The sequence below is a fragment of the Lactobacillus kimbladii genome (assembly GCF_000970755.1).
GTDB classification, from domain to species: domain Bacteria; phylum Bacillota; class Bacilli; order Lactobacillales; family Lactobacillaceae; genus Lactobacillus; species Lactobacillus kimbladii.
The window spans coordinates 1,041,184-1,056,921 of record NZ_KQ034007.1; the positions used below are offsets into that span (position 1 = coordinate 1,041,184).

A 15,738-nucleotide genomic window follows, 5' to 3' on the forward strand; every position below is an offset into this window, starting at 1 on the left:
GATTATAATTTTCTCACTATTTAATATTAAAAGCAAAGCAATTTTAAATTATTCAGTAATAGGCATTTTAAAGTTCTGCTGCTGCTCTGGCTAGAGGTGCCGTGGATGAATATATTTTTTTATAAAGACTATAATATTTATTATAAAGTACAGAATTATGTTGATCGGGTACGATGATATCATTATATCTCACAAATAAATTAATACAGCTTTCCCAATTTTTAAACCATTGGCATCCCATTGCTGCAATCATAGCAGCTCCAATTCCAGGCCCCTGTTCATTTTTTAATGAAACAATTTTTTTACCGAATACGTCAGCTTGCAGTTTTAGCCAAAATTTACTTTTTGCACCTCCACCAATACAAACGATTTTTTCAATAGTCTTATTATTTTGCTCGTAAATCGATATTAAATCTCGCAAACTGTATGTAATTCCTTCTATCACTGCTCGGCAAAAATCATTTTTTGTCAATATTTTACTAATTCCTGTGAAGCTTCCGCGAATATAAGAATCAGAGTAAGGAGTCCTTTCACCACTGATATAGGGTGTAAAAAAAAGTTTATTTGAACCTAAGTCTGAATTCTGAGCCATCAAAAGCAAGTCAGTAAAAGATTTTTCGGGAAAAAAGGCATCCCTAAACCAGCTTAAGGATTCTCCGGCTGCTAATGTTACTCCCATAGAGTAAAAATGATGAGCAACCGCATGATGTTCCATTTGCAATGTCCCCTCATATGGTGTGTGAGGATTTTGCTCATCGGCTAAAACGACTCCTGATGTACCAATACTACATAGTAAATTTTGAGAGTTTAAAATACCGGATCCAATTGCTGCAACAGCGTTATCTCCTCCCCCCGCAAAAATCTTCGCGTCCGTATTCAGACCAGTTTGCTCACAAACTTCTTTCAAGGGAAATCCAACAAAGTCTGTGGAATTTACAAGAGTGGGACAACAATACTTAGGAATATTAAAAAAATTTAAAATTTTATTACTCCAGCGGTTTTTTGCAATATCTAAAATTATTGTTCCGGTAGCATCTGAATAATCCATATTTATTTTTCCGGTCATTTTATATCTAACATAGTCTTTAGGCATCATAAAATATCTAATTTTTGCAAAATTATCAGGTTCATTTTCTTGTAACCATAATAATTTTGGTAAGGTAAAACCAGCAGTAGCTTTGTTACCAGTAATTTCCACTATTTCTTTTCCAAAATTTTTGTTTATGTAATCAGCCTCATTTGCTGTTCTGCCATCGTTCCATAATATTGCTGGTCGAATTACTTGTTTATTTTTATCTAAAATTACCAAGCTGTGCATTTGACCAGAAAATGATATCCCGTCTATTTTAGCCAAGTCTTTTAGCTTGCTCATAATTTTTTTAACCGCAACTAAAGTTGCATGAACCCAGTCATTTGGATTTTGCTCGCTAAAACCCTCTGCCGGATTATAGATTGGATAATCTTCTATTTCTTGATCTATTATTCTTCCTAATTTATCTAAACAACTGACTTTTACAGCACTTGTGCCTAAATCAATTCCTAATACATATTTTTCCATCATTTATTCTCGTATGGTCTAAACTGAAAATTTAGTTTTTTCGACCAAATTGGATAGTCACCGAATAGCAGTCGATAAGGAAGCTCATCCTCTTCTATTTCTGGAATCCGGGGAATTGGTTTATAAAAATGATTATCTAAATTATCGTTATTGGTTTTTGAGACCTCCCAAGCCATAACTTTGCCAGTTCCAGCCTCAACATCCCACTTATGGTAAATTCCAGGTGTTGCAGTTAAACTTTCACCTGGTTCTAATTTGATGGTCGTTCCAGCAGGAACCACTAGTTTCTCTCCATCTTTAACTATTTTAACTTCACTTTTATGATCAATTTCACCAGTTTTTGTCGAATTCCAGACTCTAATTAATAAATTTCCTCCACCACGATTAACAGTATCCTCTTCTTTTAGCTTATGAAAATGGTACGGCAACTCTTGTCCTTCTTCTAAGAATAATATTTTTTCACAATAAGGTTTTGGATAAATTTCAGTATGCTCATAATTGCCATTCCTAAACGTAAAAGCCACTAGGCCATATTTTACAAAATTTTTACTGCCAAAATCGGTTACATCCCAGCCCAACATATTATCAACAATTTCGCGATAACGTTCATTGAGTCCAGTCCAATCATTAATATTCCAACTCGCGAACTGAGGAAAATAAACTTGGTGCTTTTTTGCAAAATCAATATTTTTTTGAAGGATTTTATTTATTTGCGATCTTTTCATTTTTTACCTCACTAAAATCAAATTGTAGGTTAAATGCAATTCTTTCATCTGGTTTGATATATTTTAATTTATTATTTTTATTAGCTTGGATAAAACCATTTACATCGTTTGTACCGGGCTCTAATCCTAAAACATAGTTTTTGTTTCTTTCCAAACGCCATTCATTCAAAATCGGGAGTGTTTTACTACTAAATTTAACTTTTAACGAAAGGTTTGTTCTTGGACTAATCAAACTATATTCAGATTTTTTTAAAGTATGAAAATATACTTGTTCAGGCTCAGCTATATTAGGTTTCTTTAATTTAAACGGATAACTACCTTTTATTCTCTGATATTTACGGTTGAAACTTTTTTCTGGCTGGAAAAATATTTCAGTGTCGGGTGTTAAAAACGGATAACCAAAATTATTATGATACAAAAGCATATACGGTACAGTGTCATCTCCGGCATTTATTAAAGTGTCATCTATACGTATACTTGTCTCATTAGTACTTACAGTGATTTTGCGGTGTAATATTAAGTTTGGACCAAACATGACTGAATCAGCAATGTTACCTTCAACCTGAATTTTGTTTTTTAAAATTTCATAACTAAAATTATATGCAGGCGTATTGCTAACTGTACCGTGTAAACCGCGCCTATTATCAGAGCTTCCCATATATGCCAATCCACCTGTTGTTAAAAATCCAACATTGAAATTGCGCATAAAGCCTTTATCTTCATCCTCATTAAAGTAAGTACTGTTTACAAGACCTGTTGCCGATAAAAACGATATGTTTTTTCCATTCAACTTTAATTCTACTATATCCATGCCTCTGTCTAATGCCACTGTAAGTGAAAAGCCACTGGCAGTGGCTATTTCAAAAGCCTTTAATCCAGTAGCTTTTCCCTCGAGAAATTGAATATATTTGACAGAGTTTAGTTGAGCCTTATTGCCAACATATATTTCTGAATTCTCGTTTCTCATTTATCCTATACTTATATCTCCTAAATCAACATCTTTTTCTTCTTTCTTTTCGTTCTCTGCGCTAACAGGTCTTTTTAAAATGAAGAAAACGATACCGGTGACTAAGCTACCTATGAGAAGAGCAATTAAAAATTGGACAGGTTTTGACATAGTAGGAACTGCAAATAAACCAGAAGCAGGAATTTTTGAATCTGCACCCCATAACATTGAAAGTCCGCCACCTATTGCTCCACCACAAGCAGTTGAAACTATTGATCTCCACAAATCGTTTAAAACAATAGGTAAACTTCCTTCGGTGATTTCACATATACCCATGGGAAAAGCCGTTTTTAGTGTGTCTACTTCCGTTTGTGTGTAAATCTTCTTATGAAATAGTTTTTCAAGGAAATATGCAAAAGTAAAACCAAATGGTGTTACCATAGAAGCCAAAATTAGAACAGTGATTGGCTCATTGACTCCTTCTGCCTGCATTGCTAATACAAAAGCAAAGACTGTCTTGTTAATGGCTCCACCATAATCGACTGATGCCAAAATGCCAATAATAGCACCATAAAGGAATTTTTGACTCGATGGTAATTGAGTTAGATATCTGGTAAGCATTTTTTGCCCTTCGGCAATTGGCGCGCCTAATATGTAAAACATGACGGCAGCCGACAAAATTGATGATAAAAATGGTATTATCAAAGTCGGCATTAGACCTTGTGCCCAATTAGGTACTTTTATTGTTTTTACAATTAAAATTGTAAACCAACCGGCAACATAGCCTCCGATTAAACCTCCCAGGAACCCAGCTTTAATCATATTTGAAATAAGACCAACTAAAAATCCTGGAGCTATTCCTGGCTTGTCAGCAATTGCAAAAGAAACTCCGGTTGAAACAACAACAGGAAGAAGTCCTAAAATTAAGCTCCCAGCTGTACTAAAAGCATCCCATATTCCAATAGTACCAGTAAAGTTGGTAATGTTTTTACCGCCAAAGATATTTCCAACTGCTAATAACAATCCTCCCGCAACAACAACGGGAATCAAATATGAGATTGCCGTCAAAGCCGGTTCTTTAATTTTGACTATAATTTTATTTTCAGCCATTTTTAAACCTCTATTTAACATTTAATGCAGAATGCAATTTTTTCATTAATTTGTTTGGACTTTGTATTGCAGTATCTGTTGAAATTTGGACAATTTTTTTGCCCTTAAATCTTTCTCTTCCCGTTACTTTTACATCAACTGCTAGTAAAACAACATCAGCTTCTTTAATATCTTCTAGTTTCAGTGCATCTTCAGTACCGATAGTACCCTGAGTTTCAATATGAATTGTGTCTCCACAATCTTTAGCAGCTTGTTCCAATTTTTCTTTTGCAATATAAGTGTGAGCTATTCCCGCAGAACAAGCTGTTATACCAACAATTTTCATTCATAAACATCTCCTTTATTCTTTAAAAGCATCAATCACTTCCTGAATGCTTTCAGCTTTTTTCAATTTGTCAACAACTTGCTTATGTCCTAATCTCCCTGCAAATATTGACAAAAGTTTTAATTGATTTTTTGCTGAATTGGTATCATTGCTTACAGCAAACAAAATAACTATTCTAATCTTCTCGTTATCCAATGATTCCCATTCAATGCCATGTTTCAAAATTCCAATAGCAACACCTATTCGTTTGACATCATCACTTTTTCCATGAGGGATTGCTATGCCTTGACCTATTCCGGTTAAGCCTTCTTTTTCTCGTAAATAAATATCTTGGACAAAGGGGTCAACTTTATCAATATAATTTGCATTTTTGAGCAACTCTGCTAATTGCACTATAACTTCATATTTATTTTTTGCATTAAGCCCAATTTTTATAACCTTAGGATCCAAAACAGAAGTAATATTTTCCATATGTAAAACCAAATACTTTTATGCCTTAAATGTTTCAGTCTGGAAGTTTTCGATTTTGTAAGGTACTTCAACTGGCTCTTCGTGTTCAAAATATAGATGGGTTCTATTAGTTGCCTTGCAGAGTTCATTCTTATGATGTACAACTTTTTGTTCTTCAATCATTGCTTCTGGAAACATTAATTTTGGCTCGCGCATTTCATTTGGATCACTGTTATCGAGCAAATGGCGCAAACCAGTTGCAAACGCAATTTTGATATCACTTGAAATGTTTATTTTATTGATGCCATTGTCAATTGCTTCTTGAATTTTATCGTCAGGATTATTTGAAGCTCCGTGCAAAACTAATGGTACATCTACAGCTTCTGAAACTTGTTTTGCAATTTCCGGCTTCAATTTAGGCTGTACATCTTTAGGGTAAAGACCGTGGGCGGTACCAATTGCAATTGCCAAAGAATCAACACTTGTTTTCTCAACAAAATCCCTAGCCATTTCAGGTGTAGTGTAATGTACATCGTTTGTTAAATGTCCGTTGACATCATAGCCAGTATCAGCTATTGTTCCTATTTCAGCTTCAACTGATATTCCAGTGGCATGAGCTGCCTCGACCACCTTTTTTGTAGTGGCAATATTTTCATCATATGGTTTCATAGAGCAATCAATCATAACGCTGGTGAAGCCTAGATGAATAGCATGAATGCAGTCTTCATAACTAGCACCATGATCTAAATGTAAAGCAATTGGCAAATCTGTTTTGTTAATGCCCTGTAAAACTTGCCCCACAAAGTTATCACGCAAAAATGCCAGCTCGGTGGGATGAATCGCCATTATAAAAGGTGTTTGATCTTCAATACACTTTTCCAGAGTTGCTGTAAAAAGTTGTCCAGATCCAGCGTTGTAAGCTGGTATTGCAAAGTGATTTTTATGTGCTACATCCAATAATCTTTTTCCTGTTACTAAAACCATTTTTACCTCCAAAAATTAATAAATTATACTTTCTGAAAAACAAACTTTTTATGGTCCACTTTTCATGATCTTCCTCCTTTACAAGTATTTTTCTATTTCTTCTGCTGTTTGACATTGACTTATTTTGGAAATGACGTTTTTATCTGCAAATTTACGGAAAATTTTGATCAATCTTTTGATTCTCGGACTATTCTTTTGAGATTTACGGCTAATCAATAAAATAAAACAAGTATCTACAGCAGTACTATCTGGACATTTCCATTCATCTATTTTCTGAGCTAACTTACAAATTATTAAATTAGGAATTACATTTTCTTCTAAGATGATATGAGGAAAGGCAATACCATTTCCAAAAGAAGTGTTTTTAACCTGTTCCCTGGCCTGCAAGCTTTTAAAAAGTTCTTTTTGTGATAATTTTTTTTGATTGGCAACGCTTTTGGATATCAGAGAAAAAAGTTCTTTTTTAGTAATTTTTTGGTCAACATTTATTTTTATAAAAAAATTATCGCTGCTTTTGGATTCTGTAGACTGCGTGTCTGACATTTTTTTCATCTTCTTTTGTTAAAAAAGCACTAACTAGTTCAACTGGTACATTGGTTTTTACCGATAATGGAACTGTACTTATCAGCAAGTCAATATTCTTATGTTTTTTTAGTATGTCTTCTATCTCGAGGTTGGAACCTAAGCCTATGACCTTTAAATCAGGCATTAATTTTCTTATTTTTGTTGAAATTATTTCTGAAGTACCAATCCCTGTTGTACAAATAATATAAACACGTACCCTTTTATTCCTACGTGGCTGAGCTTCTAAGTATTTAACGAAGTAAAGGCATATAAAACCTGTTTCATTATCTGAAATAGCTGGTAAGTGAAATTCACGTTCCACCTGTTTTGAAGCTAACTTAGTAGCTTCAAAAACTTTCTCATATTCCAATTTAATATCATTTAATAAAGCATTTGGTAAGGATACTTGCATTTTTAATCGAATGATCATTGAAAAAATATGATTTTTAATATCATTCAGTATATATTTGCTAAAACCGGTATTTAGAAATTGTGAAACCAATGTAATGTATTCTTGAGAAACTCGTTCTGCTAATTTATGATCATCAGAAGTTATTTCACTTTTTTTCTCACTAAATCTTGAGGAAATTAGATATTCAAATAAGTAGTAAGTTTCAACTTCTAAAGATAATGGCTGTACATTTAAATAATTTTCAATATTTTGAATAATTTTCTGGCAAATCTTGAAAATTTCAGGATTTGCCTTCGATTTTCTTGTTATACTAGACTTTGACTCAACTGAATAATTTACTGATTTAAATTTTCTTGCTCTGCTTAACAGAATATAAATATGTGTAAAAAAATTAATATTATAAGGATAAGGAAGATTGTTATTTAGAGATTTCATTGCCAGTTTTAATTGTTCTAAGGCGAAGTCAAAATCTTGGTCATCATATTGTCCAATACTATTTCGCAAACTACTAATTTCTGTTGTATTGTTAACATGTAAAACTACTTCAATAATGGCATTTCTAATATTTTTTTCTGTTCCTTTGATGCTTAAAAAACGTTGTTTGCGAATTAATGACAGATTCCATCTTTTAATTTTTGCAGAAATCATTTTTTCATCATTTTGAATTACTGCTTCACTAACATATAAACTATTAATAATATCTGTAATTGAAACTGCTTTAGGAGATGCAATTAAGAGCCTGGTTAAAATATTTTCTTGACGTTCATTGATTTCCGAAAAAGCAGCAGATTTTTTATTTTCGTACTTTAAATAATTTTGATAAACTAATTCAAATCCCTTACTTCTTTTAGAAATAATTATTTTTTCTGGAAAATTCTGATTTAACTGATTGATCCTCCTAATTATCGTTTTACGTGAGACGTTTAATTTTTGCGAAATTTTAGCCGAAGAATTGAAACCATGATTTACTTTTAAATAGTTGATTATGGATTGATTCAAATCTTTAACCATTTCTTTTCTCCTTCCGACATTTTTATTATATAAGTCTGTGTAAGCGCTACATCATAAGAAAATGTCCCCAATCAAAATTGAATGAGGACAAATAAAAAAGCAAAAGAGCTGTGTATAATTTTCACAGCTCTTTTGCTTTAGTTAAAAATACTTTTAAACTTTCTTAATCCCAACTAGTATTATGTGCAGCATCTTTTTCCGCTTGTGCTTTCAATTTTGCCTCAATTTTAGCTATATCCTCTTGATACTTATCCTCGACTTCAATACCCAAATCAGTCAATTGCTGTTCAGATACAGGAGCAGGTGCGTGCATCATTGGTTCTGAAGCATTGGCATTTTTCGGGAATGCCAATACATCACGGATATTATCTTTTTCAGCAAGCAACATTGCAAAACGGTCAAGCCCGATGGCAAGTCCAGCATGTGGCGGGAAGCCCATATCCAGAGCTTCAAGAAGGTAGCCAAATTGTTCATAAGCACGTTTTTTGGTAAAGCCAAGTGCTTTAAACATTTTTTCCTGAATTGAACGTTTGTGAATACGGATTGATCCACCACCTAGTTCATCACCGTTCATAACTATATCATAGCTGCGAGCGTGAGCTTTATGCGGTTCAGTATCCAATAATTTAATACCTTCATCATCAGGCATAGTGAATGGATGGTGAGCAGCAATCCACCTGCCAAAACCTTCATCATATTCAAATAAGGGCCAATCAACCACCCAGATAAAGTCAAAGACATGTTTCGGAATAATATTTGTTTCTTTAGCAAATTCACGACGTAAATGGTCAAGTGAATCGCAGCAGACTTTCCATTTATCAGCAATAAATACGACTAGTTCCCCGCCTTGCAAGTTAAATTCACTGATTAGAGCAGCTTTATTTTCATCAGTTAAAAAGCGAGAAATAGGACCGGAAAATTCGCCATCTTCAAATTTGACCCAAGCCAAACCTTTTGCGTGATAACGCTTAATATAGTCCTGCTTTTTCTCAATTTGTTTGCGAGAGTATTTTTGAGCACCATCTTTAACTGCAATCCCTTTAACAAAGCCACCATCGGCAATAGCACCAGAGAAAACCTTAAAAGCACTATCTCTAAAGATTGGACTTAAGTCGTGAATCAACATGCCAAAACGGATGTCTGGTTTATCTGTTCCGTAATTATTCATTGAGTCTGTCCAGGAAATGCGGTCAATTGGAGTTTTCAGATCAATTCCCATTACGTCTTTCATGATTTTCTTGAGCAAGCCTTCAGTGTAGTCTTGTACCTGCTGCTCATCAGTAAAAGAAGTTTCCATATCAATCTGAGTGAATTCAGGTTGCCTGTCACCCCGCAAATCTTCATCTCTAAAGCATCTAGCTAACTGGTAATATTTATCAAAGCCGGCCCCCATTAATAATTGCTTGAATAATTGGGGAGATTGCGGCAAAGCATAAAAACTGCCCGGATAGATTCTGGACGGTACCAAATAGTCACGTGCACCCTCAGGTGAAGACTTTCCTAAAATTGGTGTTTCAATGTCAATGAAACCATTTTGATCAAAAAATTCATGTGTTGCTCGTAAAATTTTTGACCGTAAAATGATAGCATTTTGCAAGCTTGGTCTACGCAAATCCAAATAGCGATACTTTAGTCTGGTCTGTTCGGCAACCTCAACATCATCTTTAATTTCAAAAGGTGGGTTCTTAGACTCATTTAAAATGATTATTTCCTTAGCCTCAACTTCAACCTCTCCCGTTTTCATGTCAGGATTAATACTTGAACGTTTGACCACTTTTCCTTTAACTTGAATTACATATTCATTTCCCAATGAATCAGCAATAGCCATTAATTCTTTACCTGAATCATGATTAACTACTACTTGGACTAGTCCCTCACGATCGCGTAAATCTATAAATACCAAATTACCCAGATTGCGCACACGTTGCACCCAGCCATATAAATTTACATCCTGATCAAGGTAGTCTTGAGTGATATTGCCACAATAGTCAGTTCTTTTTTCCATTTTTTTCATTTTTATTCCTTTAATTGTTTCATTACCGCATTTATATTTTCTAGATCATTAAAAGCAAACTTAAATGTTTTAGCATCAGAAAGTCTCTTAACATTTAAAACTTTGGCAGTCAATTCTTTATCGCCAAGAGTAATAACATATTTTGCTTTAGCTCTATCTGCTTTTTTGAATTGAGCTTTTAACTTCTTTTGCTCGACATCATATTGAACTTTCAGCCCTTGCTTACGCAACAAACGAGCAATTTCAACTGTTTTTACTTCTGTTTCTTGACCGATATTGGCAATAAAGAAATCAATACCCTGATCTGCAAAAAGTTTTGGATTTTGTTTTTGTAATACCAGCATCAAACGTTCTTCGCCAATGCCAAAACCGACTGCTGGAGTACTTGGTCCGTCAAATTCCTCTACTAAGTTATCATAACGGCCACCGCCAAGAATTGTTGAAGCAGATTCCCAAATGCTTTTATCTTCGACCATGAATTCAAAAATTACACCAGTGTAGTAGTCCAGTCCCCGAACTAAATCATTATCAATCACATAATTAATTTTTAATTGATCCAGCATCTTTAAAATTTGGTCAAAGTTTTCCTTTGATTCTTGATCCAAATAATCAACTATTTTAGGTGCATTTGGTAAAAATTTCTTATCCTGTTCATCTTTGGAATCTAAAATGCGCAAAGGGTTTTTTTCTAACCGTCTTTTTGAATCATCAGAAAGCTGGTCTCTAACTGGTTTAAAATAATTAACCAACGCATCATGATAACCTTGCCGTACTTGTGAATTTCCTAGTGTATTGATATGCAATTCATAATTCTTCACACCAAGCTTGGCCAACAAATCATGAGCTAGAACAATTGTTTCTACGTCAGCCAAAGGATTTGCGGAACCAAAACTCTCAATGCCAATTTGGTGAAATTCACGTTGACGACCTGCTTGAGGTCTTTCATAGCGAAATGTCGATTCAATATAATAAACATTTAAGGGCTTGGCAATTTCTGGTGCATAAAGTTTATCCTCAACATAAGCTCGCACTACTCCAGCTGTTCCTTCTGGCCTTAAGGCAATGTGTCTGCCACCTTTATCATTAAAATCGTACATTTCTTTTTCAACAACATCAGAAGTTTCACCACTCGAACGTGAAAAAACATTGTAGTTTTCAAAACTAGGTGTCCGAATCTCGCGGTAATTTGCTTGTTTAAAAAAGTCACGTAATATTTGTTCGACTTTTTCCCATGATCCAGATTCATCTGGCAAAATATCAACTGTTCCTTTAGGTCTTTGAACTCTCATTTAATCATCCTTTTAATAAAAAAACGTCCTTGAATAAATCAAGGGCGCTCTGATTTAGCACGGTACCACCTTTTACCTGCTGCGAATAACGCTCGCGATGCGCTCATTATCTGGTAAAGGGGTCACAGTTAGTTTTTTCCCACCTTTTCACCAAAAACAGGCGGTCTCTGAATAAAAATACTAAACTTCAGTCTTTGTCATTGATAATTCTTTTTTAGAATATAGTTTTCACAGTTAAAAGTCAACCTGTAGTACTATTCATGCACGATATTTACAGATCCAACACGATTGTGAAAGGTCCATCATTTTCTAAATCAACCTGCATGTCTGCACCAAATTCACCTCTTGCTACGATTAATCCTAAATTTTCCAAATCTTTATTAAACTGTTCCCATAACTCTTTTGATTTTGGTGGTCTCATAGCTTTGATAAAACTAGGTCGATTACCCTTTTTGGTATCTGCTAGTAAAGTAAACTGACTAACACTTAATATTTGTCCGCCAACATCTTTAATTGCTAAATTGGTTTTACCATTTTCATCTTCAAAGATACGCATTTTGGCAATTTTAGCAGCGGCCTTTTTAACAATATCGGCTTCATCGCCTTCTTTTAACCCGACCAGCAATAATAAACCCTTAGAGATCTGTCCTACTGTATTTCCCGCAATTTTAACACTAGCTCGGTTTACTCTTTGGATCACAATCCGCATTAATTATCAGCCCTCCTCGTCTGGTATACATCTGGTATATCTCTTAACTTAGTCAAAATGTCTTCTAGTTGTGCTGAATTGTTCACCGCCACTGTAGCATATATATGAGCAATATTATCTTCATTAACTTTGCCTGAAATATTATTAATGTTTGGGGTTAGTGTATTCAACTTTGTAATGACATCAGTAAGTAATTTACCACGATTGTAGCCGAAGACTTCAATATTAGCATTAAATGATTGAGCACTGTTTTCTGCAACATTCTCCCATTGAACTTCAATCAGTCTGCCCTTACTTTCGTCATTATTTACTATATTGCGACAGTCTGTTCGATGAATTGTCACGCCCCGACCTTTAGTAACATAGCCGACAATGTCGTCTCCTGGAACTGGGTTGCAACACTTGGCCAAATGAAGCATCAAGTCACTTATGCCTTGAATCATAACACCATTTTTGTGCTTGATCTTCATTGCCTTAGAATCTTTTTTACTTGGTGGATTTTCCGTAACTGCTTTTTGTCCTGAATTCAGAATTTCTTCTTCAAGCTGCTTTTGTTTCTTCTTTTCATTCTCGCGGCGTATATCCGCAGTTAATCTGTTAACCACACCAATTGCGGAAAGATCACCAAAACCGATTGAAGCATACATTTCATCAGCAGTATGGTAATTTATTTGTTCTAATAGTGGTTCAATATGTTCTTTAGACATAAATACTTTAGGTGAAAGTCCTTGCTCACGCAACTTGTCCGCCACCATTTGCTCGCCCTGCTCAATACTACGGTCACGATCAAGATTTCTAAAGTACCGGCGAATTTTATTGCGTGCACGTGAGGTCTTAACCAAATCTACCCAATCTCTTGATGGGGTAGCATTAGATTGAGTCATGATTTCAATGACATCACCATTTTTTAACTTATAATCTAATGGTACTAGTTTGCCATTGACTTTAGCTCCGACTGCATGACTACCCACTTGAGTATGAATCTCATAAGCAAAATCTAAGGTAACTGACCCTTTTGGCAGTTCATAAACTTCACCTTTAGGAGTGAAAACATAAACGCGATCAGAGAAGATTTCGCTTTTAACGCTTTTCATGAATTCATCAGCATCTGAAGTTTCATCTTTTAATTCTAAAATTTCACGGACCATATCCAACTTTTCATTTGAACTGGTTTGTTCTACACCTTTAAAGTTACCCCTCTTATATGCCCAGTGAGCAGCCACACCGTATTCAGCAACTTCATGCATTTGTTCGGTTCTGATTTGTATCTCCAGGGGTCTGCCACCAGGGCCAATAATCGTAGTATGAAGTGATTGATAACCGTTAACTTTAGGCACAGCAATATAATCTTTAAAGCGACCTGGCATTGGTTTCCATTTAGTATGAACAGCACCCAAAACCGCATAACAGTCTTTAACTGTTTTAACAATCACACGTACTGCTAACAAGTCATAAATTTCATTAAAATCTTTATGCTTGTTGACCATTTTCTTATAAATAGAATAGATGTGCTTTGGACGACCATATATTTCATACTTGATTCCCAGACTATCCAAGCTTTCTTTAAGTGTCTTGATCGCATCTTGAATATATTTTTCTCTTTGACTACGTTTAAGACTCATTAAATTAACAATACGGTAATATGCTTTTGGGTTCAAATAATGAAAACTCATATCTTCGAGTTCCCATTTAACTGTTCCGATACCCAAACGATCGGCTAAAGGCGCATATATATCCATTGTCTCCGATGCAATTCGGCGCTGCTTATCAGGGCGCAAATGCTCTAAAGTATGCATATTATGCAGTCTGTCAGCTAATTTGACCATAATCACTCGAATATCTTTTGCCATTGCAATTAACATTTTTCTGTGATTTTCAGCCAAAAATTCTTGGTGTGATTTATACTGATATTTATTTAATTTAGTAACGCCATCAACTATAAAAGCAACATCTTTGCCAAACTTTTCCTTGATATCATCATTGGTAACTGGCGTATCTTCTACTGTATCATGTAAGAATCCTGCTGCAATTGTATCCGGATCAAGACTCAATTTTGCAAGAGTACCGGCAACTTGGGTAGGATGAACGATATATGGCTGTCCGGAGGCTCTTTTTTGATCTTTATGAGCATTTGCAGCAAATTTATATGCTTTTTCAACAAATGCAATTTGATCATCATTCATATATTTTTTACAGGTATCTATCACCTGTTCATGTGTCATTTCGATGTACTTTGACATAAAATATCGCCCCTTCTAGCGCTAACCGTAAATTTTATTATCCATTAGACCAAATATTTCCAAAATGAGATAAATCAATGCAAACAAAAAGTTATAATTAGCATATTTCAATAAAACAATTAAGCAAAAGCAGCCTGGCATAAACAAGAGCCAATAGTGCCTTAATTTAAGTGCTTTAATCAATTTGCCAATGTGATAGCTAATTATGCTGTTGAGTATTATAAATAACAGTCCCACGCGATAAATAGTTCCTATAGAAAACAGGCTAAATATGAGTGGCAAAATCATGACTATCATACTCCAGCAAATTACTGGTGTAATTTTATAGCTATTTAACTTTTTAAAAAAAGGAATATTTTTTAGTTTATCAATCAACTTGTTAGTTCCTTACTAATTTAATTATCTATTATAACTCTATTCAGTTATCTTTTCTTTCAATAATTAACCCAATCCAACGTCCTTGTTGCATTGATAATATAATTTGGAATCCATTTGCAGTTAAAGCTGTCTTGATTTTTTCAATCTGGTCACAATCTATCCCAGAAAAAATCACTTTTCCATTAGAATTCAAGTGCTCATTCAACTCTGGAATTAAATCAAGTAAAATTTCAGCCAAAATATTTGCTACAATAATATCATACTTAGCTGTAACTTTATTTAATAAGTTCGTTTTCTGCACTTTTATATTAGTTAAATTATTTAAAGATATATTCTCATTAGCAGCAGTTATTGCCTCATCAGATATATCTGTCGCTAAAACTGAACTTGCACCTAAGACAGATGAAGCAATAGCTAAGATTCCAGAACCAGTGCCAACGTCACAAACAGTCTCTGGCTTGACTAAAATCTGTTCCAAACCTAACAATGCTAATTGAGTAGTTTTATGTGAACCAGTGCCAAATGCCAAACCTGGATCAAGTTTAATAATGTTTTGGTCTTTAAAAGCCGGCTTATATTTTTCCCATTCAGGAACTATTGCCAGGTGTCTGGAAAAATCAATTGGATGATAAAATTTTTGCCACACTGTATTCCAGTCTTCATCTTTGATATAGGAAGCACTTACTTTAGCATGACCTATTTTTAAACCGTAACCCTCTAATTCAGACAACTTTTTTTGGTACTTTTTAACTAATTCTGCCTGGTCTTGTTCCATATCAAAATATGCTAAAAATTCCAAATCTTTAGGTAAGTCTTTTATTTCGTCTAATTTAACAATAGTTGAATCAGATTCCCAACCTGCTTGTTCAAAGTCCGAACGCTTTCGTGTTTCAGTGCCCAAACAGTGCAGTACATCATGACTATATATATTTAGTGCATCTTCAACTTCATGACTAGTTTCTATTTTAATAATTAATAATTTCATTATTTTTTTAACTCCCTTTTTATTTTTCCTTTTATCAA

The 15,738-nt window shown here is 34.4% G+C and carries 14 protein-coding genes; all 14 read right to left on the bottom strand.

Translation table 11 applies throughout. From position 1 onward, the window contains the following. Nucleotides 1–67: 67 nt before the first annotated feature. The 14 genes from xylB to prmA all read right to left on the bottom strand — a co-directional run bounded on the left by xylB (nt 68) and on the right by prmA (nt 15,700). Nucleotides 68–1,558, bottom strand: a complete 1,491-nt coding sequence (xylB, locus tag JF75_RS05295) for a xylulokinase (protein WP_046332162.1) — start codon at nt 1,556–1,558, stop codon at nt 68–70. Next, entirely contained in the window at nt 1,558–2,283 is a 726-nt protein-coding gene (locus tag JF75_RS05300; protein ID WP_046332163.1) for a D-lyxose/D-mannose family sugar isomerase, read from the bottom strand. The genes xylB and JF75_RS05300 overlap by 1 nt, the downstream gene beginning before the upstream one ends. Continuing rightward, nucleotides 2,261–3,250 carry an aldose 1-epimerase family protein gene (locus tag JF75_RS05305; protein ID WP_046332164.1) on the bottom strand — a complete coding sequence of 330 codons (990 nt, stop codon included), beginning with the start codon at nt 3,248–3,250 and terminating at the stop codon, nt 2,261–2,263. The genes JF75_RS05300 and JF75_RS05305 overlap by 23 nt, the downstream gene beginning before the upstream one ends. Continuing rightward, a complete protein-coding gene (locus JF75_RS05310) occupies nt 3,251–4,339 on the bottom strand; it encodes a PTS fructose transporter subunit IIC (protein WP_045928132.1) in 1,089 nt (362 codons plus the stop codon). Between the two features lie 10 nt (nt 4,340–4,349). After that, the gene (locus JF75_RS05315; RefSeq protein ID WP_046332165.1) at nt 4,350–4,664 is read right to left on the bottom strand and encodes a PTS fructose transporter subunit IIB; all 315 of its coding nucleotides are present in this window, start codon (nt 4,662–4,664) and stop codon (nt 4,350–4,352) included. A gap of 15 nt (nt 4,665–4,679) precedes the next feature. After that, complete coding sequence (locus tag JF75_RS05320; RefSeq protein ID WP_034979855.1) at nt 4,680–5,135, bottom strand: PTS sugar transporter subunit IIA; 456 nt, start codon at nt 5,133–5,135, stop codon at nt 4,680–4,682. An 18-nt stretch (nt 5,136–5,153) separates the two neighbouring features. Next, nucleotides 5,154–6,098, bottom strand: coding sequence for a ketose-bisphosphate aldolase (locus JF75_RS05325; RefSeq protein ID WP_046332166.1), 945 nt, complete (start codon nt 6,096–6,098; stop codon nt 5,154–5,156). A 78-nt stretch (nt 6,099–6,176) separates the two neighbouring features. Further along, nucleotides 6,177–6,650 (bottom strand): PTS sugar transporter subunit IIA, encoded by a 474-nt coding sequence (locus JF75_RS05330; RefSeq protein ID WP_084605729.1) that lies wholly within the window; start codon nt 6,648–6,650, stop codon nt 6,177–6,179. Beyond that, complete coding sequence (locus JF75_RS05335) at nt 6,601–8,085, bottom strand: BglG family transcription antiterminator (RefSeq protein ID WP_046332168.1); 1,485 nt, start codon at nt 8,083–8,085, stop codon at nt 6,601–6,603. Before JF75_RS05335 ends, JF75_RS05330 begins: the two co-directional genes overlap by 50 nt. A gap of 163 nt (nt 8,086–8,248) precedes the next feature. Further along, entirely contained in the window at nt 8,249–10,099 is a 1,851-nt protein-coding gene (aspS, locus tag JF75_RS05340; RefSeq protein WP_046332169.1) for an aspartate--tRNA ligase, read from the bottom strand. Nucleotides 10,100–10,101: 2 nt separating this feature from the next. Continuing rightward, nucleotides 10,102–11,388, bottom strand: a complete 1,287-nt coding sequence (gene hisS / locus JF75_RS05345; RefSeq protein ID WP_046332170.1) for a histidine--tRNA ligase — start codon at nt 11,386–11,388, stop codon at nt 10,102–10,104. Between the two features lie 271 nt (nt 11,389–11,659). Further along, a complete protein-coding gene (gene dtd, locus JF75_RS05350) occupies nt 11,660–12,097 on the bottom strand; it encodes a D-aminoacyl-tRNA deacylase (RefSeq protein WP_046332171.1) in 438 nt (145 codons plus the stop codon). Next, nucleotides 12,097–14,337 carry a RelA/SpoT family protein gene (locus JF75_RS05355; protein ID WP_046332172.1) on the bottom strand — a complete coding sequence of 747 codons (2,241 nt, stop codon included), beginning with the start codon at nt 14,335–14,337 and terminating at the stop codon, nt 12,097–12,099. The genes dtd and JF75_RS05355 overlap by 1 nt, the downstream gene beginning before the upstream one ends. 418 nt (nt 14,338–14,755) lie before the next feature. Next, the gene (gene prmA / locus JF75_RS05365) at nt 14,756–15,700 is read right to left on the bottom strand and encodes a 50S ribosomal protein L11 methyltransferase (protein WP_046332174.1); all 945 of its coding nucleotides are present in this window, start codon (nt 15,698–15,700) and stop codon (nt 14,756–14,758) included. Between the last annotated feature and the right edge of the window lie 38 nt (nt 15,701–15,738).

Excerpts from the sequence above, each read along its gene's own strand:
- JF75_RS05315 (WP_046332165.1), bottom strand. The coding sequence starts at position 4,664 with ATGAAAATTGTTGGTATAACAGCTTGTTCTGCGGGAATAGCTCACACT.
- xylB (WP_046332162.1), bottom strand. The coding sequence starts at position 1,558 with ATGGAAAAATATGTATTAGGAATTGATTTAGGCACAAGTGCTGTAAAA.
- JF75_RS05320 (WP_034979855.1), bottom strand. The coding sequence starts at position 5,135 with ATGGAAAATATTACTTCTGTTTTGGATCCTAAGGTTATAAAAATTGGG.
- prmA (WP_046332174.1), bottom strand. The coding sequence starts at position 15,700 with ATGAAATTATTAATTATTAAAATAGAAACTAGTCATGAAGTTGAAGAT.
- hisS (WP_046332170.1), bottom strand. The coding sequence starts at position 11,388 with ATGAGAGTTCAAAGACCTAAAGGAACAGTTGATATTTTGCCAGATGAA.
- JF75_RS05325 (WP_046332166.1), bottom strand. The coding sequence starts at position 6,098 with ATGGTTTTAGTAACAGGAAAAAGATTATTGGATGTAGCACATAAAAAT.
- dtd (WP_046332171.1), bottom strand. The coding sequence starts at position 12,097 with ATGCGGATTGTGATCCAAAGAGTAAACCGAGCTAGTGTTAAAATTGCG.
- aspS (WP_046332169.1), bottom strand. The coding sequence starts at position 10,099 with ATGAAAAAAATGGAAAAAAGAACTGACTATTGTGGCAATATCACTCAA.
- JF75_RS05330 (WP_084605729.1), bottom strand. The coding sequence starts at position 6,650 with ATGAAAAAAATGTCAGACACGCAGTCTACAGAATCCAAAAGCAGCGAT.
- JF75_RS05310 (WP_045928132.1), bottom strand. The coding sequence starts at position 4,339 with ATGGCTGAAAATAAAATTATAGTCAAAATTAAAGAACCGGCTTTGACG.
- JF75_RS05355 (WP_046332172.1), bottom strand. The coding sequence starts at position 14,337 with ATGTCAAAGTACATCGAAATGACACATGAACAGGTGATAGATACCTGT.
- JF75_RS05300 (WP_046332163.1), bottom strand. The coding sequence starts at position 2,283 with ATGAAAAGATCGCAAATAAATAAAATCCTTCAAAAAAATATTGATTTT.
- JF75_RS05305 (WP_046332164.1), bottom strand. The coding sequence starts at position 3,250 with ATGAGAAACGAGAATTCAGAAATATATGTTGGCAATAAGGCTCAACTA.
- JF75_RS05335 (WP_046332168.1), bottom strand. The coding sequence starts at position 8,085 with ATGGTTAAAGATTTGAATCAATCCATAATCAACTATTTAAAAGTAAAT.